At 57.8% G+C, this 23,487-nt stretch carries 21 protein-coding genes; 9 read left to right on the forward strand and 12 right to left on the reverse strand.

The genetic code is table 11. The annotated features are described in order from the left end of the window. Positions 1 to 10: 10 nt before the first annotated feature. The 4 genes from ACR0B8_RS05810 to zwf form a co-directional block, all read right to left on the reverse strand. The gene (locus ACR0B8_RS05810) at positions 11 to 1,636 is read right to left on the reverse strand and encodes a long-chain-fatty-acid--CoA ligase (protein ID WP_480658180.1); all 1,626 of its coding nucleotides are present in this window, start codon (positions 1,634 to 1,636) and stop codon (positions 11 to 13) included. 147 nt (positions 1,637 to 1,783) lie between these two features. After that, positions 1,784 to 3,394 (reverse strand): glucose-6-phosphate isomerase, encoded by a 1,611-nt coding sequence (gene pgi / locus ACR0B8_RS05815; protein WP_480658178.1) that lies wholly within the window; start codon positions 3,392 to 3,394, stop codon positions 1,784 to 1,786. Between the two features lie 5 nt (positions 3,395 to 3,399). Further along, a complete protein-coding gene (gene pgl / locus ACR0B8_RS05820; protein ID WP_480646855.1) occupies positions 3,400 to 4,071 on the reverse strand; it encodes a 6-phosphogluconolactonase in 672 nt (223 codons plus the stop codon). Continuing rightward, positions 4,068 to 5,522: a glucose-6-phosphate dehydrogenase gene (zwf, locus tag ACR0B8_RS05825; RefSeq protein WP_170358685.1), complete on the reverse strand. Its 1,455-nt coding sequence runs from the start codon at positions 5,520 to 5,522 to the stop codon at positions 4,068 to 4,070. The genes pgl and zwf overlap by 4 nt, the downstream gene beginning before the upstream one ends. 163 nt (positions 5,523 to 5,685) lie before the next feature. On the opposite strand from zwf, the gene ACR0B8_RS05830 reads away from it, so the two are divergent. Further along, positions 5,686 to 6,639 carry a radical SAM protein gene (locus ACR0B8_RS05830; RefSeq protein ID WP_226688392.1) on the forward strand — a complete coding sequence of 318 codons (954 nt, stop codon included), beginning with the start codon at positions 5,686 to 5,688 and terminating at the stop codon, positions 6,637 to 6,639. Here the strand turns inward: ACR0B8_RS05830 and ACR0B8_RS05835 are convergent, their stop codons facing one another. Beyond that, positions 6,640 to 7,335, reverse strand: a complete 696-nt coding sequence (locus ACR0B8_RS05835; RefSeq protein ID WP_170358688.1) for a lipid-binding SYLF domain-containing protein — start codon at positions 7,333 to 7,335, stop codon at positions 6,640 to 6,642. Between the two features lie 104 nt (positions 7,336 to 7,439). Next, positions 7,440 to 7,709, reverse strand: coding sequence for an usg protein (locus ACR0B8_RS05840; protein WP_058280415.1), 270 nt, complete (start codon positions 7,707 to 7,709; stop codon positions 7,440 to 7,442). Positions 7,710 to 7,902: 193 nt separating this feature from the next. Between ACR0B8_RS05840 and gyrA the strand changes: the two genes are divergently transcribed. Both gyrA and ACR0B8_RS05850 read left to right on the forward strand, forming a co-directional pair. Further along, on the forward strand, positions 7,903 to 10,629 hold the full coding sequence (gyrA, locus tag ACR0B8_RS05845; RefSeq protein ID WP_226688391.1) for a DNA gyrase subunit A: 2,727 nt from the start codon (positions 7,903 to 7,905) through the stop codon (positions 10,627 to 10,629). Between the two features lie 161 nt (positions 10,630 to 10,790). Continuing rightward, the gene (locus tag ACR0B8_RS05850; protein ID WP_170358692.1) at positions 10,791 to 11,264 is read left to right on the forward strand and encodes a hypothetical protein; all 474 of its coding nucleotides are present in this window, start codon (positions 10,791 to 10,793) and stop codon (positions 11,262 to 11,264) included. Between the two features lie 87 nt (positions 11,265 to 11,351). Here the strand turns inward: ACR0B8_RS05850 and ACR0B8_RS05855 are convergent, their stop codons facing one another. The 3 genes from ACR0B8_RS05855 to ACR0B8_RS05865 all read right to left on the reverse strand — a co-directional run bounded on the left by ACR0B8_RS05855 (position 11,352) and on the right by ACR0B8_RS05865 (position 14,778). Next, the gene (locus ACR0B8_RS05855; RefSeq protein WP_226688390.1) at positions 11,352 to 12,821 is read right to left on the reverse strand and encodes a carboxypeptidase M32; all 1,470 of its coding nucleotides are present in this window, start codon (positions 12,819 to 12,821) and stop codon (positions 11,352 to 11,354) included. A 5-nt stretch (positions 12,822 to 12,826) separates the two neighbouring features. Then, positions 12,827 to 13,972 carry a heme A synthase gene (ctaA, locus tag ACR0B8_RS05860; protein ID WP_226688389.1) on the reverse strand — a complete coding sequence of 382 codons (1,146 nt, stop codon included), beginning with the start codon at positions 13,970 to 13,972 and terminating at the stop codon, positions 12,827 to 12,829. Between the two features lie 62 nt (positions 13,973 to 14,034). Beyond that, positions 14,035 to 14,778 (reverse strand): RNA methyltransferase, encoded by a 744-nt coding sequence (locus tag ACR0B8_RS05865; RefSeq protein ID WP_480658173.1) that lies wholly within the window; start codon positions 14,776 to 14,778, stop codon positions 14,035 to 14,037. 154 nt (positions 14,779 to 14,932) lie between these two features. On the opposite strand from ACR0B8_RS05865, the gene ACR0B8_RS05870 reads away from it, so the two are divergent. The 4 genes from ACR0B8_RS05870 to ACR0B8_RS05885 all read left to right on the forward strand — a co-directional run bounded on the left by ACR0B8_RS05870 (position 14,933) and on the right by ACR0B8_RS05885 (position 18,139). Continuing rightward, positions 14,933 to 15,550, forward strand: a complete 618-nt coding sequence (locus tag ACR0B8_RS05870; RefSeq protein WP_170358698.1) for a thiamine phosphate synthase — start codon at positions 14,933 to 14,935, stop codon at positions 15,548 to 15,550. A 45-nt stretch (positions 15,551 to 15,595) separates the two neighbouring features. Then, positions 15,596 to 16,489 carry a PfkB family carbohydrate kinase gene (locus tag ACR0B8_RS05875; protein WP_170358700.1) on the forward strand — a complete coding sequence of 298 codons (894 nt, stop codon included), beginning with the start codon at positions 15,596 to 15,598 and terminating at the stop codon, positions 16,487 to 16,489. Beyond that, positions 16,486 to 17,397, forward strand: coding sequence for a pseudouridine-5'-phosphate glycosidase (locus ACR0B8_RS05880; RefSeq protein WP_170348864.1), 912 nt, complete (start codon positions 16,486 to 16,488; stop codon positions 17,395 to 17,397). The genes ACR0B8_RS05875 and ACR0B8_RS05880 overlap by 4 nt, the downstream gene beginning before the upstream one ends. Before the next feature lie 64 nt (positions 17,398 to 17,461). Then, positions 17,462 to 18,139, forward strand: a complete 678-nt coding sequence (locus tag ACR0B8_RS05885; RefSeq protein WP_170348865.1) for a DUF502 domain-containing protein — start codon at positions 17,462 to 17,464, stop codon at positions 18,137 to 18,139. Here ACR0B8_RS05885 and ACR0B8_RS05890 read toward each other — a convergent pair whose 3' ends face one another. Together ACR0B8_RS05890 and ACR0B8_RS05895 are read right to left on the reverse strand one after the other, a co-directional pair. Further along, positions 18,140 to 19,165: a patatin-like phospholipase family protein gene (locus tag ACR0B8_RS05890; protein WP_170358703.1), complete on the reverse strand. Its 1,026-nt coding sequence runs from the start codon at positions 19,163 to 19,165 to the stop codon at positions 18,140 to 18,142. A 15-nt stretch (positions 19,166 to 19,180) separates the two neighbouring features. After that, positions 19,181 to 19,954, reverse strand: coding sequence for a 3-hydroxybutyrate dehydrogenase (locus ACR0B8_RS05895; protein ID WP_170348867.1), 774 nt, complete (start codon positions 19,952 to 19,954; stop codon positions 19,181 to 19,183). 293 nt (positions 19,955 to 20,247) lie between these two features. On the opposite strand from ACR0B8_RS05895, the gene ACR0B8_RS05900 reads away from it, so the two are divergent. Next, entirely contained in the window at positions 20,248 to 22,062 is a 1,815-nt protein-coding gene (locus ACR0B8_RS05900) for an extracellular solute-binding protein (RefSeq protein WP_226688386.1), read from the forward strand. A gap of 539 nt (positions 22,063 to 22,601) precedes the next feature. Further along, positions 22,602 to 22,838 (forward strand): hypothetical protein, encoded by a 237-nt coding sequence (locus tag ACR0B8_RS05905; RefSeq protein ID WP_170348869.1) that lies wholly within the window; start codon positions 22,602 to 22,604, stop codon positions 22,836 to 22,838. On the opposite strand, the gene ACR0B8_RS05910 is transcribed toward ACR0B8_RS05905, so the two are convergent. Further along, a complete protein-coding gene (locus ACR0B8_RS05910) occupies positions 22,827 to 23,450 on the reverse strand; it encodes a helix-turn-helix domain-containing protein (protein WP_170348870.1) in 624 nt (207 codons plus the stop codon). The genes ACR0B8_RS05905 and ACR0B8_RS05910 overlap by 12 nt on opposite strands. Positions 23,451 to 23,487 lie beyond the last annotated feature (37 nt).

Raw genomic sequence — 23,487 nt, forward strand, 5'->3', positions numbered from 1 at the left:
CCCACGTTTTTTAAGATAAGCCCACCAAGGCGTCCTTGAATTCCGCGCGCAAGTTGCGTTTCAGAACCTTACCCGTTGCGTTCAGAGGCAAGGCATCCACAAACACCACCTTGTCCGGCACCTGCCATTTAGCGATTTTGCCGTCATAAAATGTCAGCACCTCTTCTTCGCTTGGGTCCTCCCCCTCGGCGCGTACGGCCACCAGCAGTGGGCGCTCGTCCCACTTTGGATGCGGTACGCCAACCACGGCTGCGGTCGCCAATTTGGGATGCGCAACGGCGATGTTCTCTAACTCGACCGAACTGATCCACTCACCCCCGGATTTGATGATGTCCTTGGACCGGTCGCGGATGGTCATATAGCCGTCAGAGTCCACCGTTGCGACATCACCAGTGGCAAACCAGCCATCCCGCAGCAAATCTTCATCTTGCATCTGGAAATAACTGTCCAGAACCCACGGCCCTCGCACCAGCAGATCACCTTGGGTTTCGCCGTCATGCGGCAGATCATTGCCGTCATCGTCGACGATCTTCAGATCGACACCATAACAGGGCCTTCCCTGGCTTTCTCGAATGGCGTGTTGCTCGTCTTCCGGCAGGTCAAAGTGCTTGGCCAGAGGGTGATTTGCGGTCCCCAACGGACTCATCTCGCTCATCCCCCAGGCGTGGATGGTGTCGACACCATAGGTTTCGCGGAAGATTTCGATCATCGAAGGCGGGCACGCGGCCCCGCCGATCACCGTCCGCTGCAGGCTGGCCAGCTTGCTGCCAGACTGCTCGGCAAAAGCCAGCAGCCCCTGCCAGATCGTCGGCACGCCCATGGCCAGAGTGACGCCGTAAGTGTCGATCAGATTCACCAGCGCCTCACCATGCAAACCCGGCCCCGGCAACACCATCCGCGATCCCGACATGGCGCAAGCATATGGGGACCCCCAGGCGTTTACATGGAACATCGGAACCACCGGCATGACCACATCCATCGCCGAAAACCCGATAACGTCGCGTGTGTTCGATCCGAAACTGTGCAGCACGGTGGAGCGATGCGAATACAACACCCCCTTTGGATTGCCGGTTGTGCCAGATGTGTAACACAGGCCGGATGCAGTGTTTTCGTCAAAGCTGGGCCATTCAAAACTGGCCTCACCGGTCTCGATCAGATCGTCATAAAATTGCACACCCGGTATCTGCGCAAAAGCGTCATCGTTTCTTGGCCCCATCAGGACGAAATGTTGAACATCGGGCAAATGCTCGTGCAGGGCTGCGACCAAAGGAATAAAGGTTGCGTCGAAAAACAGAACCCGGTCCTGTGCATGGTTGATGATATACGTCAGCTGTTCGGGAAACAGTCGTGGGTTGACGGTGTGGCACACGAACCCCGCCCCGGAAGTGGCATAGTAGATCTCAAGATGCCGCCGGTTATTCCAAGCCAGCGTCGCAATCCGCGTCTGTGGCTCTAATCCCAACTTGGACAGTGCCGAGGCCAGCTTCCGCGCGTTTTCCGCCACTTGCGACCAACTGCTATGGCTAACTGTGCCATCGGTTTCAACCGAATAAATCTCAGTCTGACCGTGAAAGCGGTCGGCGTGATCAATTAACGACGAGATCAGCAAGGGCTGCGTCATCATCTGTCCCAGCATGGGCGTCCTCCCTATGGCGGTGCCACTTTGTGCCCGCAATCACATCGGGCGATATGGCTTTTCCTTAGGCAGAGCCTGCCAAGCATTTAATTGTCTGACAATAAAAGAATGCGATTTACCGTTGCGGCAGGTGGTAAAATCGAACCCTCAATCGCGGTGTTTTAGCGCATAAGCAACCAGCGAAGCGGTCGAGCCATCCTTGCCGTCAGCGCTAACGACACCATCCACTATCGGACCCAGCGAGGTCGCCAATTCCTTGCCCAGTTCCACCCCCCATTGGTCGAACGAATTGATCCCCAGCAGAACCCCTTCGACGAAAACACGGTGTTCGTACAAGGCGATGATTTGGCCTAGGACATACGGTGTGAGCTTCGGATAAATCAGGGTCGAGGACGGCCGGTTGCCCGGGAACACACGGTGACGGGCCTGACGTTCAAGCTCCTCACTGGCCAACCCTTTTTCGGCCATGCGCTGCCGCGCCTCATCCAACGACCGGCCGCGCATCAACGCCTCGGATTGGGCCAGACAATTGGCCAGCAAAAGGCGGTGGTGGTGGGTAAGTTCGGGCTCGTGCCCTTCGGCGGCCACCATGAATTCGCAGGGGATCACATCGGTGCCCTGATGGATCAACTGGTAAAAGGCGTGCTGGCCATTGGTGCCCGGTTCACCCCAAACCACAGGCCCCGAAGGCATGGTCAAGGCGCTGCCGTTCATTGCAACGGATTTACCGTTCGACTCCATCTCAAGCTGTTGGAAATAGGCGGGAAGACGCAGCAGCCGTTGATCATAGGGCAGAACCGCGCGGCTGGTATATTCCAATACCTGGCGGTGCCAGACCCCAACCAGAGCCAGCATTACCGGCATGTTCTCGATCCAGTCAGCAGCGCGGAAATGGACGTCCATCACCTGTCCCCCGCGCAGAAAGGCATCAAACGCGTTCGAACCGACGGCGATCATCACCGGTAGCCCAACCGGCCCCCAGACCGAATAGCGCCCCCCTACCCAATCGGCAAAACCAAATACGTGATCTTGGGCGATACCAAAGGCATCGGTCTTATCTACCGCACACGACACGGCTGCGAACTGTTTTCCACAATCGCCACCGCCATCCGTTAACCAGGCACGGGCGGTCCGGGCGTTGGTCATGGTTTCAATGGTGGTGAATGTCTTGGATGCGACAATCACCAGCGTCCGGGTCGGGTCAAGTGGGCGCAGCGTATCCGCGATATGCGCGCCATCGACATTGGACACATAGTGCAGGTTTGGCCCGTCGTGATACGGGGCCAACGCATGCGTGGCCATCACTGGCCCAAGATCCGAGCCGCCGATGCCGATATTCACGACGTCGGTAAAGCTGCCACCTGTCCCGGAAATCGCGCCGCCGCGCACCTCTTCGGCGAAAACCCGCATCCGGTGCAGCGTGTCCAGAACGTCAGGCATCACATCCAGACCGTCGACCTCAACTGGTCCGCCATCCAGATTACGCAACGCCGTGTGCAATACCGCGCGCCCTTCGGTTTCGTTGATCTTGGCACCCGAGAACATGGCGTCGCGCCGCTCCGCCAGACCCGCTGTATCGCACAGCCCGATCAAAGCGTCACGGATGTCCGCGTCAATACTGGTTTTTGAGTAATCAAAGAGCAGGTCACCGGTTGAGGCCGAATACCCCTGCGCCCGGTTTGCATCCTTACTGAACAGACTCAGAATGGGCTGCCCCTTCCGCTCTGCTGCCAGTGCTTTGAGTGTCTCCAGTTTCATAGCGCCTACTCCGCCCAATGTACGGTCATGCCACTCAGCACTGCTGCGATGGGGGCCTCTTCCGGTGGCAGGGACATGGACCGTTCCAAAGCATCCCGTTTCGCGTTCCCGAAAATGATCAGGTGTTTTGACAAGGCACCGTCCAAAACAGGCGCAGTCAGCGTGATACGGGGTTCCGGCTGAACCTCGGTCCGTGCCACCGCCAGAGGACGCGCGTGACCGTCCAACGCGGCCTCAAGCCCATCCATACCCGGGAACAGGGATGCCGTGTGCATATCCTCGCCCATTCCCAACACCAGCACCGACAAGGGCCGGATCGGAATGATCAGGCTTTCGATTTCCGGCAATACATCCTCGGGCTCCTTTCCCGGCACGTACAGAGGGATATATTGCGCCACCGACGCCCGATTGGTCAGCAACCGCTCGCGGATCAGACGCTCGTTCGAGCGGTCGTGATCACCCGGCACACAGCGTTCATCGGTGGGCAGAACCCGCACCCGGTCCCATTCCAAATCCGCCGCGCACAGTACATCAAACATCGGGCCGGGCGTCGTGCCTCCGGGTACTGCCAACGAGGCAAAGTCGTGATGCAGCAAGGCGGATTCCAGTTCACCTGCCAGCACGTTTGCAACGTCGATGGCCAGCATATCCCGGTCGGCGTATTCCTGTATGTTCATGGGTTTATCCCTTGCCAGCGGCGACCGTCTCGTTTCATCAGCAGCTCGGCGTCGCCCGGGCCAGTGCTGCCGCTTTCATAAGGTTTGGGAACATCCCCGCGCGCCTGCCAGCCCGCGATGATCGGATCGGTCCAGGCCCATGCGGCCTCGACCTCATCTCCGCGCATAAACAGGGTTTGGTTGCCGCGGATCACGTCCATCACCAAACGCTCATAAGCGTCCGGCGGGTTCTGGTTTTCCGGCCCCAATGCCTCGGCAAAACTCATGTCCAGAGGCACGTCGACCAGGCGCATCCCACCCTGCCCCGGTTCCTTGATCGTCACCTTCAGCGTGATGCCTTCGTTCGGCTGCAGGCGGATCGACAAAACGTTGGCGTGGCGCCCGGCATCTGCGCCAAAGATCGAATGCGGCGCGTCTTTGAACATCACATTGATCACCGAAGATCGCGCCACAAGCCTTTTGCCCGTACGCAAATAAAACGGCGTACCCGCCCACCGCCAGTTACTGACGTGAGCCCGCAGCGCCACATAGCTTTCCGTGGTCGAACGTGGATTACCAACAGTATCCCGATAGCTGCGTCCACTCAGCCCACCTTCAAACTGACCGCGCACAATGTGGTGCGGCTCGACCGGGTCCAATGCGCGGATCACCTTGAGTTTTTCGTCCCGTACCGCGTCGGGGTCGAACTTGGCCGGCGGTTCCATCGCGATCAGGCAGAGCAGTTGCATCAGGTGGTTCTGCACCATGTCACGCATGGCGCCTGCGCGCTCATAATACTCTTCGCGCCCGTCAATGCCGACGGATTCGGCCACGGTGATCTGGATGTGGTCGACATACTGACTGTTCCACAATGGCTCGAAAAGCATGTTGCCAAACCGAACGGCCATCAGGTTCTGAACGGTTTCTTTGCCCAGATAATGGTCGATCCGGTAAATCTGCCCTTCGGAGAAATGTGCCGCTAGCGTCGCATTCAACGCCTGCGCGCTGCCCAGATCGTGACCAAAGGGTTTTTCGACAACGATCCGTGTCTGGGTCGTGGCCAGATCATTTGCTTTGATCCGTTCGGCCAGCGGTCCGAACAGGCGCGGCCCAACCGAGAAATAGAACGCCCGTACTCGATCAATTGTGAGCTTCGCTGCAAGCTGACCCCACCCCTCATCCGTAAGCGCATCTAACGCGACATAATCAACCCGTTGCAAGAACGCATTCAATGCCTTGGCATCCGCACAATGCGCGGGCGCATGTTCGCGCAACGATTGCGCGACCACATCCCGAAACGCATCGCTGTCCAATTCCGATCTGGCGGCACCAATGATCTGAACATCCTCGGGCCATTGTCCGGCACAATAGCGACGGAACAGCGCCGGCAGGATTTTACGCTGCGCAAGATCGCCGGTACTGCCAAAAATGACCAGATCGAACGGGTCGACGGGGATGACGCGAGAAACCATGCGTTTCCCTTACCTTACCCCTGAGGGCATGTCCAATGTTAGCGCAAACAAAATTTCACTTTCTCCCATCATCAAAACTCTGTCAGGTCGGCCGTGGAACCCTTAACTAATTCGGTCTGAAAGGCTAAGTCAGCAGCAGGACTGCAAAGAACCGGATACCGGAATGAAAGACAACGCCTCTCAGATTGCCAACATCGGCAAATTTCAGAACACATTGGTGACGGCTGACGGGCAAACGCGGGCCTCGGTTGCGTTTAGCAACCCTGAAACGCTTTGGTTCAACACCGGTACCTTGTGCAATATCGAATGTGTCAACTGCTATATCGCAAGCAGCCCGACCAACGATGCACTGGTCTATATCACCGCTGATGAGGTGCGGTACTATCTGGATCAAATCGAAGCCCGAAATTGGCCGGTTCGGGAAATCGGGTTCACTGGTGGCGAACCATTCATGAACCCAGAAATGATCGACATGACCCGCGCCGCGCTGGAGCGTGGGTATGAGGTTTTGATTCTCACCAATGCCATGCAACCAATGATGCGCCAAAAGATGCGTGAGGGTCTGCTGGAATTGCAGCGTGACTACGGCAACAAGCTAACCCTGCGAATCTCGGTCGATCACTACTGCTCCGATCTGCATGACGAAGAACGTGGCAAGGGCAGCTTCGCCAAGACCGTGACCGGGATGGAGTGGCTGCGTGACAACGGCTTAAACATGGCCGTGGCCGGGCGCACTGTCTGGGGTGACAGCGACGCGGAAAGCCGCGCTGGCTATGCTGCGTTTTTCAAGCAGCACGGCTTTGACATTGACGCCCAAAACCCGGGCCAGACGGTCCTGTTCCCCGAGATGGACGAAACCATCGAAGTGCCGGAAATCACCACAGCTTGCTGGGGTATTCTGGACAAATCACCCGACGCCGTGATGTGCGCCAGCGCCCGTATGGTGGTAAAGCGCAAGGGTGCGGAACGCCCCGCCGTTCTGGCCTGCACACTTTTACCTTATGCGCCTGAATTCGAAATGGGTCACACCCTGGCCGAGGCCGAGGCGGACGTACACCTCAACCATCCCCACTGCGCCAAATTCTGTGTTCTGGGCGGGGCCAGCTGTTCAGGCTGATCAGTTCAGTTCAGGCGATTCCCAGAATTTCGTGCCGGACGCCCCAGCCGAGACGCGCCAGCCTTTCTTGCCCAGTACGAAAAAGGACCGGCCATCAGTGAACCGCACGGTTTCCCCGCTGCGCTCGTCACCGTACATCGCCCCGGTTTCCGCTGTTGCGTCGTAACCAAATTCAATAAATTTCGCCAGATCGGCGGGGGTTTCGAACAGGATCACGAACTTGGTTTCAAACCCACCAATACCCACTGCGGCCCCCACTCCGCCAGTACCCATGTTCATATAAGTGTGCTGACCGGTATCCATTGAAACGGCCACCCCTCGCCCATACCCGGCCGAGACCGGAAACACCGTAACCTTGCGCGAGTCGAACACGGCGTAGCCCGCACTAACGTCATACAACGCTTTTGCGTCGGGGTTTTCCGCTAATAACTGGGTAAGAACCTCGCTGGCCATCGCGTCCAGCTTGGCGCGCGTCTCTTCCGGGGTGGCCTCGTTCGTCACCAAATCCGTGGTCGAGTTGATGGTCCCCTCAACCGCGCTTGCACCTTTCTGAATGGTGTTGCCCACGGTTTCAGTCCCACGCCCTACAGCGTCGGCTGTGTTCGCAGCACCTTTTTTGATTTTATCAAAGACGCCTTCGGCGACGGCTGGTCCGCCAATTAACAGCGCAGCGGCGAAAAGCAAAGCTCGGGACATAAAGCGATTCCGTATGTGACCAATGGATTGGTCGACACCATAACCCAAGCACCAATAAATTTAACGCGTCTCAATCGTTACTGACAAAAAAACAGGCTGGATATTCAATTGACCCTGAATTCACCCACCATGTTGCGCCATTCACCGGGCGCGATCATCTTGCGATGCGTAAACCGGACCGAATGCAGCGGACCGTCAATCTCGCGCTGCCAGAAGTCGATGAAATCGAACAATTTCGGATGATCCGGCGCCAGATCGTAATCCTGCCAGATGAACGTGTTCAGAACGTGGATGTAATCGGGCATGCGGTAGAAGAATTCTGCCGTTGTCAGCCCGTACCCTTTGAGCATTAGTTCGGTTTCGCTTTGCTCCATGCAGACCTCCAATTTTGTTGCAAGGTCTCTTCAGGGTAACACGAAAACACCCTAACCCTTAGTTAACAATATGTTACTCAGGTGTTACGGGGTTTTTCGTATGCAAAATCGTTGCTTGCTTGCACCTTATGTGCCGGGTCTGATAAGGTGAATCCACAAGATATAGACCCAAAACAAAACACGGGCAGTTTACGTGAGCGATACGCCAGATATTCCTGAAAACATGGACGAAACCCCGCCCGAGCGCCCCGTTTATGACGGCCCGACGGTGTCCATCGAATCCGAGATGCGCACGTCCTACCTGGACTATGCAATGTCGGTCATCGTCAGCCGCGCGATCCCCGATCTGCGCGACGGGCTGAAGCCGGTGCATCGCCGCATTCTGTATGCAATGCACGAAACCGGGAACACACACGACAAGGCCTATCGCAAATCGGCCCGCCCGGTTGGCGACGTTATGGGTAAGTACCACCCGCACGGTGACAGCGCGATCTATGATGCGCTGGTGCGGATGGCGCAGGATTTCTCGATGTCTTTGCCGTTGCTGGATGGTCAGGGCAACTTTGGCTCGATGGACGGCGATAACCCGGCGGCCATGCGCTATACCGAAGTGCGCATGGACAAGCCCGCCGCGTCGCTGCTTGCCGATATCGAAAAAGAGACGGTCGATTTCCAGGACAATTATGACGGCAAGGATCGGGAACCGACCGTCCTGCCCGCCCGTTTCCCGAACATGTTGGTCAATGGTGCTGGTGGTATCGCCGTGGGCATGGCGACCAACATCCCACCGCACAATCTGGGGGAAGTGGTCGACGCCACGCTGGCACTGATCGACGACCCGGACCTGACGTCCGAGCAGTTGATTGAATACGTACCCGGCCCCGACTTCCCGACCGGCGGCGTCATGCTGGGCCGCTCGGGTGCGCGCAAAGCCTATCTTGAAGGTCGCGGCAGCGTCATTATCCGCGCCAAGACCCGCGTGGAAGAACTGCGTAAGGATCGTTACGCTATCGTCGTCGATGAAATTCCCTATCAGGTGAACAAGGCCGCGATGATCGAAAAGATCGCCGAAGCGGTGCGTGAAAAGCGCATCGAAGGCGTGGCCCATGTACAGGACGAATCCGACCGTAACGGTGTCCGCGTGGTAGTCGAACTGAAACGCGATGCGACGCCCGAGGTGGTGCTGAACCAGCTTTACCGCTTCTCGCCGATGCAAACGTCCTTTGGCTGTAACATGCTGGCCCTGAACGGTGGTCGGCCTGAACAACTGACCCTGCGCCGGTTCCTGACCTCGTTCATCGATTTCCGCGAGGATGTCGTTGCCCGCCGCACCGCCTATGACCTTCGCAAGGCGCGGGAACGCAGCCACATCCTGTGTGGTCTGGCCGTGGCCGTTTCCAACGTGGACGAAGTGGTTGCCACCATCCGGTCATCCGCGGACGCAGCCGAGGCGCGTGAAAAGCTGATGACGCGCCGTTGGCCTGCCGCTGAGATCGAGGGTTATCTGCGACTGATCGATGATCCTCTGTCCAAGATGAACGACGACGGCACCTATAACCTGACCGAGGTTCAGGCCCGCGCCATCCTCGACCTGCGCCTCCAGCGCCTGACCCAACTGGGCGTCAAAGAGGTCACGGACGAGTTGGAAGAACTAGCAGGTAAGATCAAAGAATACCTGGATATTCTGTCCTCGCGCGAACGCATCATGTCGATCATCGGCGATGAGTTGCGCAGCGTGCGCGAACAGTTCGCCGTTCCCCGTCGCACCGAGATCGTCGACTGGTCCGGCGACATGGAAGACGAGGATCTGATCGAACGCGAAGATATGGTCGTGACTGTCACCTCTGGCGGGTACATCAAACGTACCCCGCTGGCTGATTTCCGCGCGCAGAAACGCGGCGGTAAGGGCCTGTCGGGCATGCAGACCAAGGAAGAGGATGTTGTTACCAACCTCTTCGTCGCGAACACGCACACACAGCTGCTGTTCTTCACCACCGACGGCATGGTCTATAAGCTCAAGACCTGGCGCCTGCCACAATCGGGCCGGACCGGTAAGGGCAAAGCCATCGTCAACATCCTGCCAATCCCGACCGGCGTTTCCATCGCGGCGATCATGCCCGTGGATGTGCCGGATGAAGAATGGGAAAACCTGCAAATCGTCTTTGCCACCAGCGCCGGGGACGTGCGCCGCAATGCGCTGAGCGACTTCACCAACGTTAAGCGCAACGGTAAGATCGCGATGGATCTGCCCGACGGTGTCGAACTGGTAAACGCGCGCATTTGCTCGGAAGATGATGACGTGATGCTGGTCACCAACTCTGGCCGTGCGATCCGCTTCCAGACCACCGATGTGCGTGTCTTTAAGGGCCGCAAGTCGACCGGTGTGCGGGGCATCAAGCTGTCTAACGGCGACCGCGTTGTGTCCATGTCGGTGATCCGCCATTTCAAGGCTACTTCGGACGAACGCGCCGCTTACCTCAAGATGCGCCGCGCCGTTGCCGGCCTGACCGACGACGCCGAAGTAACCGACGAGGAAGGCGACGCGCTGGCGACCATTAGTCAGGAACGCTATGCCGAGATGTCCGCTGCTGAAAACTTGATCCTGACCATCACAGCAGGCGGTTCGGGCAAGCTAAGCTCCAGCCACGATTACCCGGTCCGCGGACGCGGAGGCATGGGGGTTGCTGCCATGGACAAGGCAATGCGCGGTGGAGAGCTGGTGGCCTCGTTCCCGGTTGAGATCGACGATCAGATCATGCTGGCCACTTCCAAAGGCCAATCAATCCGGGTTCCCGTCGAAGGCATCTCGTTCCGGTCGCGCAGCGCGGGCGGTGTGAAGGTGTTCAACACCGGTAAAGGCGAAGTGGTCGTCAGCGTCGCCTGGATCGCCGATCAAGGCGACGAAGAGGCCGAGGGATAAGATTACAACAAAGGCCCCAGAGCGCAGTGTTTTGGGGCCTTGGATTTGTTTTCGCCAATAATCTCTCAAAATGTGGAAATCAACGGTTTGCCCGATAGAACGATCAAATCGGCGCTGGTTTCTGTATTTCCTAAAAATCGCTATTCTATGACCAAGGATATTTGAAACAGCAGTTTCAAGAGGTCGTTTTAATGCGAATTTTGTTCAAACAAAGTTTAGTTATCTTTTGGTTTCTCTGGTGGACATTCGCGTTTTTGACCGATTTCATCGGCGGGCTAGAGCTGCTGGGGGTGACTTCAACCCCTTGGTTTGACGGTCACAACTTTCCGTTTCTGCAAAAAACGCTGGCGCAGTTTGGTGCCTCTACTGCCGTTGATGTAATTTTATTTGTCGGGATCATACTGTGGCTATTTCTTTCGACGCTGCTATTTGCGTTCGCGTCATTTACCCCGTATTCCCAGACGGATCGCTGGCAGAAGAGGGTCGACGCAGCGTTTATCGTATCGCTAGGATTGTGGCTTGCTTTTTTTCTGGCGGATCAGACGGTCATGAATTTTGATTTGGAAGAAAACCATATGGTTCAGGGGAGCTTTCAATTACTATGCTATCTGACCATCTACCTACTGCCTGATTAGCAATGCTCGGTTCCTATGGGCTGCTTTAGGCAAAGAACTGGCAACGCGGCACACATGTGACAACCAGTTTGGCCGGAAATTGTGCGTTCAAAGATTGTAGAGCGTACCAAATTTCTGTTCCAAATACGCCAACAACGGTTCCGGTCCCGGTTCAATCCCGCTGGCGCGTTGGATAGTCTCGCGCGGGGTGAAGAGCCCGCCAAAACGCTGTAGGTTCTCGCACAGCCAACTGGTTGCGCCTGACGTGTCGCCCCTGATCAGTTGCGCATCCAAATCAGGAACCGCAGCGCGCAACGCTTGATACAGACATCCGGCATAGACATTGCCCAATGAATAGGTCGGGAAATAACCAAACAACCCGACCGACCAGTGGACGTCCTGTAAACACCCGTTCGAAGGTCGGTCGACCTCATATCCAAAATCGGCCTTGAATCGGTCGTTCCACGCCGCTTCCAGATCGCTGACCTGAAGGTCTCCGGCCATTAGGGCGCGTTCAAGGTCAAAGCGCAGCATGATGTGCAGGTTGTATTGCACCTCGTCCGCCTCGGTCCGGATATAGCCTTTGTGTACGCCGTTGACCGTGGCATAGAACGCATCGGCATCCGCGACATCGAAATCACCGAACGCGTCAACCATTTGATTGTAAAGCCACTCCGTGAACGCCCGAGATCGGCCCAGCTGGTTTTCATAAATCCGGCTTTGACTTTCATGCACGCCCATCGACACGCCCTGCCCCAGTGGTGTCAGCGCATAGGCCGGGTTGATACCCTGTTCATAGGCGGCGTGGCCGACCTCATGAATGGTTGAGTAGAAACAGTTGAACGGGTCGGTCTCGCTGGTGCGAGTGGTGATGCGCACATCCAGGCCACTGCCCGAACTGAACGGATGCACTGCCTTGTCCACCCGCCCAGTATTCAGATCGTACCCGAACGTGGTCGCCAGTTTCTGCGACAATTGCATCTGTATTTGTTCGTCGAATTTTCCGATCAGAGCGTGCGGCGCTGGTTTATCCAAAACGGCCGCGCGCAGGGCCACAAGACGAGGGCGCATCTGATCGAAAATCTCGGCGATTTGTGACCCGGTGGTATAGGGTTCGTAGTCTTCGACCATGGCGTCATAGACATCACCACCCTGCGCCAGTGCAGCGCCTTCTTCACGCTTGAGGGCAACGACCTCCTCGAGAACAGGCAGAAAGGTAGCCACATTCTCGTCTGAACGGGCTTGCGCCCAAGTTCCCTGGGCTGCTGACGTCACGCGCGCAATGGCCTTGGCCAGATCGGCTGGCACTTTTGCCGTCCGCTCGTAAGTTCGACGGATATCGCGCAATTGGGCGCGGGCTACGTCGTCTTGTGGGTCGGCTTGCTCCAACCACTCAGCCACGCGCGGGTCAGCGCGGCGGGCATGCAGAACCGCTTCGATGGCGGCCATTTCCTCAGCCCGTTGCGGGGCCGCGCCGCGCGGCATCACCGTTTCCTGGTCCCAGCCCAGCCGCCCGGCGATTTGCCCGAGGGCCGACGTTTCGCGTTGGAAGGCCATCAGGTCATCATAGGCAGTCATCAGGGTCATGCTCCGCGGATTGAGGTGGCGATTGGATATGCTGTCAGGAAACGTGCGCGCAGGATCAGGGTCCAAACAACAACGGCCATGAACTGGTGGAAGATGGCGATCTGCCAAGGGGCCGCGTAGATCACCGTCATAATCCCGACCACCACCTGCAGAGAAAGCGCCGCAAAAGCTGCATTGAACGCAAACCGCGTTTGCGGATGCGCGCTGGTGCTGCCGCGTCTCCAGACAATGAAGCCGAAGATAAACAGAAGATAGCCAGCACAGCGGTGAATGAACTGCACCAGACCGGGGCTTTCAAAGAAATTGCGCCACATCGGTTCAAGCATCGTCGCGTCAGGCGGCAACAGTTGACCACCGATCAGGGGCCAATCGGTATATGATCTTCCAGCGTCTATGCCTGCCACAAGGGCGCCTATGAGTATTTGTAGAAAGGCGAAATGCATCAGCCCGGTCGATAGCGAGAACAGTTTGCCCTCTTTCGCGCGGCGGGCCTGCATCAGGTCACGCTCCTCGCGCCCCAGCTCAAAGATGTACCATGCAAGGAACCCGAGTATAACGAAGGCCAGACCCAGATGGACTGCCAGGCGATAGCTGGCAACGGCCGTCATCCCCTCGCCCTGCGTCACGCCCGAGGCAACCATCCACCAGCCAACCGCGCCCTGAACACCGCCCAAAGCGCCTGGAATCAGCAATTTACCTGTCCACCCGGTCGGAATTTTCCGGGCCAGCAGGAAGCCAAAGAACCCAAGTGCCCAAACTAGACCGATCACCCGGCCCAGTTGACGGTGACCCCACTCCCACCAGTAAATGGATTTAAAGTCATCAAGCTCCATCCATTGGTTCTGAATGCGCCATTGATCGATCTGCTTGTACTTTTCGAACTCGGCCTGCCAATCGGCCTCGGTCATTGGCGGGATGGCCCCAGTGACCGGGCGCCATTCCGTTATCGACAGTCCGCTATCGGTCAGGCGTGTCAGGCCGCCTACGGAGATCATGACAACGACCAGCGCGAACAGGATCATCAGCCAGGCGCGAATGGCCCCGCGTGCGCCGCCACGACCACGGTCAATCATGCCCGGTTGAACGGCCTGTTGTTTTTCTGTGTCTGAGACGTCTTCGAAGATGCTGCGCTTACCGCTCATGCTGTCCTCTTGTGCCTTGGATTTCGTCGCAAGCTAGGGTGAAGGGGGGCTAAGGTCCAGCCTCAGCCTTTATCCTTCCAACGGACCATCTGACGCATGATCCCGTGCAGCATCTGCACATCCGCGCGCGTCATCCGCATCCGAGACCACAGATTGCGCAAATTGGTCTTCATGCCTTCGGCCTTTTCGGGGGGATAGAAAAAGCCCGCCTCCTCCAGCCGGTCCTCGTAATGTTCGACCAGTTTTTCGACCTCGATCCCCGTGGCCCAGTCGCCTTTGCCCAGATCGGTGGCTTCGTGCACCACATCGCCGGTCTGGCGCATCCACTCATAGGCGGTCAACAACACGCATTGGCCAAGGTTCAGCGAGGCATATTCCGGGTTTACCGGAACCGAGATAATGGCATTTGCCTTGGCGATATCTTCGTTTTCCAATCCTGCCCGTTCCGGTCCGAACAAGACCGAGACCTTTTCACCAGCCGCCACTTTCTCAGCCGCGATCTGCATCGCGCGTTCGGGGCTGTAGACCGGTTTGGTCAGACCACGCTGGCGCGCGGTGGTTGCAAAGACAAAGGTGCTGTCGGCCAGCGCGCCCGCAAGGTCATCGAATAGCTGCGCTTCGTCCAGCAAGCGCCCCGCCCCGCTGGACATTGCCGCCGCCTTGGGGTTTGGCCAGCCGTCGCGCGGTGCGACGATCCGCATCCGGTCCAGCCCGAAATTCCACATCGCCCTCGCGGCAGCGCCGATGTTTTCACCCATCTGAGGGCGGACGAGCACAAAGGACGGCTGGGATGTATCGCTGGGCATGGTTGTCTCCGGAAAACTTGGCTTGCTGTAATCGGCGTGATGGCGCAGGGCAAGGCATCCGATTGGTCAATTACGCCTTAAACCGGCATAAAAGTTTGCTTCCCCGGCACAATCCGCTAAACCGCGCCAAAGACTGAAAGCTAAGGACGCGCCAATGGACACCCCCGAGCAGCCGCAGATTTACCTGATCACCCCTCCGACCATCTCATTGAGCACGTTCCCCGACCAGCTTAGCCGCGTTCTGGACGGTGCCGAGATTGCCTGCATCCGACTGGCCTTGGCAGGCAATGACGAAGACGCGATCTCGCGCGCTGCTGATGCTTGTCGCGAAGTGGCCCATACCCGTGACGTGGCGCTGGTCATCTCGAACCATGTTCTGCTGGCGCAACGGTTGGGTTTGGACGGGGTGCATCTGGACGACGCCGCACGTTCAGTGCGCGCCGCGCGCAAGGAGTTGGGCGCGGATGCCATTGTTGGAAGTTTTTGTGGCGCGTCCAGCCATGATGGCATGACCGCTGGCGAAGCTGGCGTAGATTATGTTGCCTTTGGCCCGGTCGGCGCGTCAACGCTGGGGGACGGAACCACGGCTGAAAAAGACCTGTTTCAGTGGTGGTCTGAGATGATCGAGGTTCCGGTTGTGGCCGAAGGTGGCCTGACGCCTGAGCTGATCCGCGACCTGACCCCTTGCACTGATTTCTTCGGTATCGGGGATGAGATCTGGTCGCAAGAAGACCCGTTTGCCGCGCTTAAAATTCTTACCGATGCGATGTGAGCGTTAACCCTTGCACCCACCTCGGGGCTGCGGCATGACACGGGCATGACTCAGAACAGCGAAATCCTGTGTATCGGCTCGGTCCTGTGGGACATAATCGGGCGGTCCGCCAGCGCCATGCGTCAGGGCTCGGACGTGCCGGGGCGGATCACCCGCCTGCCCGGCGGAGTGGCCATGAACATCGCCATGACGCTGGTGCGCTTCGGCATGACGCCGACCCTTCTGACAGCCATTGGTCGCGACCCCGAAGGCGACGAGTTGGTCAACGCCTGTTCGCGGCTGGGCATGGTCACGGACCACATCTATCGTTCGCAGGATTTGCCGACAGACAGGTACATGGCCGTCGAAGGGGCCAACGGCCTGATCGCGGCAATTGCTGACGCGCATTCGCTTGAGGCCGCCGGGGCGAAAATCCTGCGCCCCTTGATGCATGGGCCGCTGGGGTATGAGAACACTCCGTTCCAGGGTCCCATCGCGCTGGACGGCAACCTGACGCTGAACTTGTTGGAAGAAATCGCCCAAAGCCCCGCCTTTGCGCGTGCGGACCTGCGCGTGGCCCCGGCCTCGCCCGGCAAGGCCGAACGTCTGCTGCCGTTCCTGAAACACGCCCGCGCCACGCTTTATGTGAACCTCGAAGAGGCCGGCATCTTGTGCCAGCGCGAATTCACCGATTCTGAAGGCGCCGCCAAGGGCCTGCTGGACCGTGGCGCGCTGCGGGTGCTGGTCACGGACGGCGGCAACTCGGCCACCATTGGCAGCGCTGACGAAATATTGACCCAAACACCGCCCTCCGTTCTGGTCACCCGTGTGACCGGTGCGGGCGATACTTTCATGGCGGCGCATATCGCGTCCGAGGCCAACGGTGCGTCCAATGACGAAGCCTTACGCCGCGCCCTACATGCCGCCGCAACCTATGTTTCCGGAGAAACACCACTGTGATCGACATCCAATATTCCGCCGAGGTCCGCGCCGCCAAAGATGCAGGTCAGCCCATCGTTGCGCTGGAAAGCACCATCATTACCCATGGTATGCCCTACCCTCAGAATATCGAGGTGGCGGCGCAGGTTCAGCAGGACGTCCGTGACGCTGGCGCGGTTCCTGCAACCATGGCCGTGATCAAAGGCAAACTGCATGTGGGCCTGGAAGACGACCAGTTGAAAGCCTTGGGGCAGGCCCAGGGCGTCGCCAAGATCTCACGCGCGGACATGGCGGCCTGTATGTCGACCAGCGGCACCGGGGCCACGACAGTGGCCGCCACGATGATCGCCGCACGCTATGCCGGGATCGAGGTTTTTGCGACCGGTGGCATCGGTGGTGTGCATCAGGGGGCCGAGACCTCGTTTGACATCTCAGCCGATCTGCACGAATTGGCGCAGACACCCGTTACTGTTGTTGCAGCCGGTGCGAAAGCCATCCTGGATCTTGCTAAAACACTTGAAGTGCTCGAGACATTGGGCGTTCCGGTTATCGCGCATGGACAGGATGAGTTCCCGGCCTTTTGGTCCGCCAAGTCCCCCTATCCCGCGCCCTTGCGCATGGATAGTGCCGAAGACATCGCCAAGGCCCACGCCACCCGTCGCGCGCTTGGCCTGCCCGGGGGTCAGCTGGTTGCCAACCCGATCCCGGACGCCGATCAAATCCCGGCCGAGGAACTGGCCCCCATCATCGCTGCCGCCCAATCCGACGCGGATACGCACCGGATCACCGGCAAAGGCGTCACGCCATACCTGCTACAACGGATCTATGAACAGACCGGGGGCCGCTCGCTGACCGCAAACATTGCGCTGGTGCGCAACAATGCCCGTCTAGCCGCCGGTATCGCGATTGCTTTGACCAAATCCGCCTAGAGCTACCCTATTGTACCAAGACGCCGGACTGCTTAACTAAATCGGCAAACCAATCAGGATCGCAATGAACACACCGTTTGACGAAGAACCCCACCGCGGACCGGGCCTGTTTTCCCGGCTGCGCGCGTCTTTTCTGACGGGCATCGTTGTCATTGCGCCTGTCTGGCTGACGATCTGGTTGATTTGGTCCGTCGTGGGCTGGATCGACAGTGCTGTCCTGCCGCTGATCCCACAACAGTTCCAGCCCCAACAATATGTAGGCATCAACCTGCGCGGCGTCGGCGTCATCATCTTTCTGGTGTTCACTGTTCTGGTGGGCTGGGTCGCCAAGGGGATTCTGGGGCGGTCCTTTATTTCCTTCACCGAAAGCCTGGTAGAACGGATGCCGGTTGTCCGCTCGATCTATTCCGGGATCAAGCAAATATCCGAGACAGTCTTTGCCCAGACAGAAAGATCTTTTGAAAAAGCCTGCTTGGTGCAATATCCACGCCGCGGTATCTGGGCTATCGGCTTTGTATCGACCACTGCCAAAGGCGAGGTCACCCAGCGCGCCGAAACCGCGGGCGAATTGCTGAGTGTTTTCATCCCGACCACGCCAAACCCGACCTCGGGGTTTTTGCTGTTCTTTCCTGCCGAAGACGTCATTCTGCTGGACATGACTATCGAGGACGCGGCCAAGCTGGTGATTTCTGCCGGTCTGGTTTACCCCAACGGCAAAGATCCGACGCTACCGCCTGAGTGATCAGCCAAACATCTCGGGCAGATTGACAGTACTTTTCTGCCCCAAATCGCCCTTGTTGTCCGAAAGGAACCGATGCGCAGCCGTGCGCCCGGCCTCTTTCAACTTGTGCAGAACAACCGGGTTCGGCACCGTCTTAGTTGCCACCGACAGATCGTTCATCAGCGCGTCATCGGCGATCATGTGAACCAGAACCCGGTTCATCTCACCCGCTTTCAATTTGCCTTCGGCCAACAAGCGCTGCACGAAGCTGATCGCGCGCAATTCGCGGAACAGGGATGAGTTAAAGCTGATCTCGTTGATCCGGTTCTGGATTTGTTGCGGCGTTTTCGGCACCTCTTCCCGTTCCAGCGGGTTGATGTTCACGATCACCACATCATCCGGCAGATCGGTGTTGAACAAGGGGTACAGCGCCGGGTTCCCGGTATAGCCGCCATCCCAATACGCTTCGATCCGGCCCGAATTGGGATCAAAAATCTCAACTGCCTGAAACAGGTTCGGCAGGCAGGCCGATGCTAAAATCGCATCGGTCGAGACCTCATCCCCGGTAAAAACACGGATCTTGCCACTGCGCACGCAGGTGGCGCAGACGAACAGGCGCGGTCCTTCATCGGCACAGATTTCCTTGAAATTGAACCGGTCCACCACCGGTTCCAGCGGGTTACGATAAAAGGGACCATAAGCATAGGGCGACACCAGACGAGACCACGCGTCACCCACGGAAAACGGCAGAGAATACTCCATGGCATGCGCAATCTGAGCGGGCTCAAGTGCCTGCATCCAATTGGCAAGGCGCATATCGCCGACGGCCCCCATGCGCGCCCACAGCCCATCAAGGCTGGCCCGCGCACCGTCACGTCCATCGCGTACCATGCCGGATTTGAACGCAGCCCCGTTCAGCGCCCCGGCCGAGGTGCCGGTGATTGCCGCGACCTCGATATCATCCTCGTCCAGCAACCGGTCCAAGACACCCCAGGTAAAGGCGCCATGCGCGCCGCCGCCCTGCAGTGCCAGATTGATGCGTTTCATTACCTGCCCCCTGACTTACAGAGCCGTCCAGCCCCCATCCACCGAGATTGCCGTTCCGGTGATCTGCGCGGCGGCATCCGAACACAAAAAGACCGTTGTACCGCCCAGTTGCTCAACCGTTGCAAAAGCTTTCGAAGGCTGTCGTTCCAGCATGACGTTCTTGATCACGTCCTCGCGGTTCATGCCGTATTCTTTCATAGTGTCGGGAATCTGCGCCTCGACCAGCGGCGTCAGCACGTAGCCCGGGCAAATCGCGTTACAGGTTATCGGTTCCTGCGCGGTCTCCAGTGCTACGGTTTTGGTCATCCCAACCACACCATGTTTGGCCGCGACATAGGCCGCCTTGAACGGCGACGCAGTCAGCCCGTGCGCCGAGGCGATGTTCACAATGCGCCCCCACCCGGCCTGGCGCATCATCGGCAGAGCCGCTGCCATAGTGTGATAGGCCGAGTTCATGTTGATCGCGATGATTGCATCCCATTTGTCGACCGGGAACTGATCAATCGGTGAGACGTGTTGAATGCCTGCATTGTTCACGAGAATGTCGCAGGCACCCGCTTTTTCGATCAGGGCACGGCATTCGTCCCCCTTGGACATGTCCGCCTTGATGTAACGCGCGTTGGTTCCGGTTTCCTGCGAAATCTCGGCGGCCAGCGCGTGATCCTCATCCCGGTCGGTGAACGAGTTCAATATTACGTTGGCCCCAGCCTTGGCCAATTCGCGGGCAACACCCAAACCGATCCCTGAATTCGACCCTGTGATGATCGCCGTTTTTCCCGCCACGCTCATGAGCTTTCTCCGTCAACATCTGCTTTGACCGCACAGTGCCATGCTGCAACTGCAAAGGAAACGGGGAAACATATGGGTTCTGCATCCGGGGTGGAAACGCCTCAAAAAAAACGCCCGCACGAAGCGGGCGTTAAGTTATTGAGGCAGGTTTCATACAGGCAAGAAACCTATCGAGCAGTGCATCCTTTATAAGCAATTCCTTGCATCCGTCCAAGCTAAAAGTTTGAAAATAAGAAAAATCATCGATACGGTGAATCCCAACAAAATAAGGCCAGAGCAGGATTGTTTCCAAAATGCGCCCCAATTTTCTACGCCCCGTTCGCCCTGTGATCGCGGGAATCACCTTTATTTTTGCTGTCACAATCGCTCATGCAGAATCGGCCCATGGCATAGCTATGTACGGCGACCCTGCCCTACCACCGGATTTTGTGTCCCTGCCCTATGCCAATCCCGACGCGCCTAAAGGCGGCAAGGTTGTATTCGGAAACACCGGCGGCTTTAACAGTTTGAACCCGTTTGTGCAAAAAGGCAGCTCGCCATGGCAATTGCGATTTTGGACCCATGAAAGCCTGATGGGCCGGTCCTGGGACGAACCTTTCACTCTTTACGGGTTGTTAGCCGAATCAGTTGAGACTGCACCGGACCGCTCTTGGGTAGAATTTACCCTGCGTGAGAACGCCCAGTTTTCTGACGGAAATCCGGTGACCGTAGATGATGTGATTTGGTCTTATGAAACTCTGGGCACCGAAGGTCATCTGCGTTACCGCGGTTTGTGGGGCAAGATCGACAGCATCGAACAGACCGGCCCCCGCACGGTGCGGATCACTTTCAACGAACCCGACCGGGAATTGGCACTGATCGCCGGGCTGCGTCCGATCCTGCAAAAAGCACAGTGGGAGGGGAAAGATTTCGCCAACGCCGCGCTGCAGGACGTTCCCATCGGATCGGGGCCGTACGTGATCGATAGCTATGAGGCGGGCCGCTATGTGAATTTGCGGCGCAATCCAGACTATTGGGGGGCTGACATTCCGTTCCGGCGCGGGACCATGAACCTGGATGACATAAGGATCGAGTTTTTTGGCGACGGCACCGTCCTGTTCGAGGCGTTCAAGGCCGGTGAACTGACCGCGGTGCGCGAATTCAACGCCGACAAATGGAACACTCAGTACGATTTTCCTGCCGTTCAGCGCGGTGATGTGGTCAAGACCGAAATCCCGCACGGCAAACCCTCGGGCATGACCGGGTTTGTCATGAACACCCGCAAGGCTCCTTTCGATGATTGGCGAGTCCGCGAGGCGATGCTGCTGGCGTTCAATTTCGAATTTATCAACGATACGATCACCGGCAGCGCCCAACCACGGATCACTTCGTATTTCTCGGGCTCTGACCTGGGCATGCAACCCGGCCCGGCCACTGGGCGTGTCGCCGAGCTGCTGCAACTTTATGCCGACGACCTTCCGCCCGACGCGCTTGAAGGTTATGCCCTGCCCGTCGGCGACGGTTCGGCCCGGAATCGCGCCAATATTCGCAAGGCCAACAAGCTGCTGGCCGAGGCTGGCTGGACCATTCAGGACGGCGTGCTGCGCAACCAGAATGGTCAGGACTTTGCCATCACCGTTCTGCTGCAACAGGGCGATAGCGAAGGACAAACGGCCATCGAAATCTACACCCGCGCGCTTGAGCGTCTGGGCATCAAGGTCAATGTCGAACAGGTAGACAGCGCGCAATTTGTCGGCCGCAATGCCGAGTTTGATTTTGACATCACGTTCCTTCGCCGTGCGCTGTCTCTGTCTCCGGGCAATGAACAGCGTCTGTATTGGGGCAGCGAAAACGCGGATGTACAGGGCACGCGCAACCTGATGGGTGTCGCCTCACCCGCTGTGGATAGGTTGATTGACGCTATGCTGGCCTCGGAAAGTCACGAGGATTTCGTGGCCGCCACTCGCGCGCTTGATCGGGTTCTGACTGCTGGTCGCTATGTCATTCCGATCTGGAACTTCGACGTCGGGCGCATCGCCCATGCCAAAGAACTGAAGCAGCCTCGGACCTTGCCGATCTATGGCGACGGGCCCGAGTATATGCCGCAGGTTTGGTGGTACGAAGAGTGACCAAATAAGCCCCGCTGCCGCATTAATCCGCTGTAGGTTGTTTGGTGCTTTGGTGCTTTGGATCTGAAGATTTGGCGCCAAAGGACGGCTCTGCCATATCGCCGCAGCCTTCGGCGGATTTCGGCACATGGCGCAAGCCACACTACATCTAGGGGTATTCGAACTAAGTTTCGCCACAATTTGCTGATCACCCAACTTCCAGCTTAACTAAAAAAAACACCCACAAGGGGCTTTACTGAACATATCTGTACGATATAGCCTATTGTCATTTAAACGTGCTGTTTGGCCGGATTAATTCTGATTATTTCGCTAGATAGCTTGTCATGCAGCGCGTCACTCTTGGATTTTGCGGACCGGCCTCCACTCACTCCAACCTTAGGTCCGTAGGCCCGTTGCGTATCGTGCGTAACGGGCCTTTTTGACGTTACGTCAGCGCCGCTCAGGTGCGACATTTTGTCATGCGCATCGACTCCCGCCATCTCCGTACCCTGATGAAAGGGCCGAGCAGCCGTGAAACCCGAATTACGGAAAGCTGACTGATGTTGAACTGGACTGACCTGCTGCAAGACTGGGATGCTATGTATTCCCGCGCTAAACGGCGTTTTCCGAATCTGCGCGATCAGGACAAGGTGCGGCTGAGCAAAGATCGAAAAGGGTTCGAAGCCTACCTGGCCGAACGCCACCACCTGACCGTAAATGAAGCCCACGAAGAACTTGAGGATTTTCTATTCACCGAAGGTCTGAACCGCGAGTTCAGCCGTTCCTTAAGCAAGTGACGTTACCCACAGGATCGTCGCATCTTCGTCACTGACGGAAATCACGTTGTGACCCATACTGGCGTCGTAATAAGCGCTATCGCCACGGCGCATTTCGACGGGTTCGTAGAATTCGGTGTACAGTTTCACAACCCCGGTTAGCACATACAGGAATTCTTCGCCGTCATGGCGCACCCAGCCGTCAAATTCGTCCATTGAACGCGCGCGCACGCGAGCCCGATAGGGCAGCATCTGCTTTTTCGTTAGGTTTTCCGCCAGCAACTCGTGCTCGTATGTTCCCGTCGGATGTTCAGCGCCTTCGCCCATGCGGGTGATTGCCATCCGACCGATCACCTGATCACGCTGTGGCGGGGTGAACAGCTGTGGCACCGAAATTTCCAACCCGGTCGCCAGCTTTTTCAGCGCATCATAAGTGGGCGACATCTGCCCATTCTCGATCTTGCTGAGGGTCGAGCGCGCAAGCCCCGCCTGAGACGCCGCTTGTTCCAGCGTCCAGTTCCGCGCCTTGCGCAGTTGACGCACGCGCGCGCCCAGATCAAGTGGTTCGGGATCGGTGTGCTCACCCGAGTCACGTGCAATGCGGATCAGAGATGGCTGTTCATTAGTGCTCATGCGCCAATCTATAGGACCAGCCTGCCCGGCTTGCAAC

The organism is Ruegeria sp. BH6, assembly GCF_056538105.1.

Excerpts from the sequence above, each read along its gene's own strand:
- ACR0B8_RS05870 (WP_170358698.1), top strand. The coding sequence starts at position 14,933 with ATGGACACCCCCGAGCAGCCGCAGATTTACCTGATCACCCCTCCGACC.
- ACR0B8_RS05895 (WP_170348867.1), bottom strand. The coding sequence starts at position 19,954 with ATGAGCGTGGCGGGAAAAACGGCGATCATCACAGGGTCGAATTCAGGG.
- ACR0B8_RS05875 (WP_170358700.1), top strand. The coding sequence starts at position 15,596 with ATGACTCAGAACAGCGAAATCCTGTGTATCGGCTCGGTCCTGTGGGAC.
- ACR0B8_RS05835 (WP_170358688.1), bottom strand. The coding sequence starts at position 7,335 with ATGTCCCGAGCTTTGCTTTTCGCCGCTGCGCTGTTAATTGGCGGACCA.
- zwf (WP_170358685.1), bottom strand. The coding sequence starts at position 5,522 with ATGGTTTCTCGCGTCATCCCCGTCGACCCGTTCGATCTGGTCATTTTT.
- ACR0B8_RS05905 (WP_170348869.1), top strand. The coding sequence starts at position 22,602 with ATGTTGAACTGGACTGACCTGCTGCAAGACTGGGATGCTATGTATTCC.
- ctaA (WP_226688389.1), bottom strand. The coding sequence starts at position 13,972 with ATGAGCGGTAAGCGCAGCATCTTCGAAGACGTCTCAGACACAGAAAAA.
- pgl (WP_480646855.1), bottom strand. The coding sequence starts at position 4,071 with ATGAACATACAGGAATACGCCGACCGGGATATGCTGGCCATCGACGTT.
- ACR0B8_RS05865 (WP_480658173.1), bottom strand. The coding sequence starts at position 14,778 with ATGCCCAGCGATACATCCCAGCCGTCCTTTGTGCTCGTCCGCCCTCAG.
- ACR0B8_RS05885 (WP_170348865.1), top strand. The coding sequence starts at position 17,462 with ATGAACACACCGTTTGACGAAGAACCCCACCGCGGACCGGGCCTGTTT.
- ACR0B8_RS05890 (WP_170358703.1), bottom strand. The coding sequence starts at position 19,165 with ATGAAACGCATCAATCTGGCACTGCAGGGCGGCGGCGCGCATGGCGCC.
- ACR0B8_RS05810 (WP_480658180.1), bottom strand. The coding sequence starts at position 1,636 with ATGCTGGGACAGATGATGACGCAGCCCTTGCTGATCTCGTCGTTAATT.
- ACR0B8_RS05830 (WP_226688392.1), top strand. The coding sequence starts at position 5,686 with ATGAAAGACAACGCCTCTCAGATTGCCAACATCGGCAAATTTCAGAAC.
- ACR0B8_RS05900 (WP_226688386.1), top strand. The coding sequence starts at position 20,248 with ATGCGCCCCAATTTTCTACGCCCCGTTCGCCCTGTGATCGCGGGAATC.
- ACR0B8_RS05910 (WP_170348870.1), bottom strand. The coding sequence starts at position 23,450 with ATGAGCACTAATGAACAGCCATCTCTGATCCGCATTGCACGTGACTCG.
- pgi (WP_480658178.1), bottom strand. The coding sequence starts at position 3,394 with ATGAAACTGGAGACACTCAAAGCACTGGCAGCAGAGCGGAAGGGGCAG.
- ACR0B8_RS05840 (WP_058280415.1), bottom strand. The coding sequence starts at position 7,709 with ATGGAGCAAAGCGAAACCGAACTAATGCTCAAAGGGTACGGGCTGACA.
- ACR0B8_RS05855 (WP_226688390.1), bottom strand. The coding sequence starts at position 12,821 with ATGACTGCCTATGATGACCTGATGGCCTTCCAACGCGAAACGTCGGCC.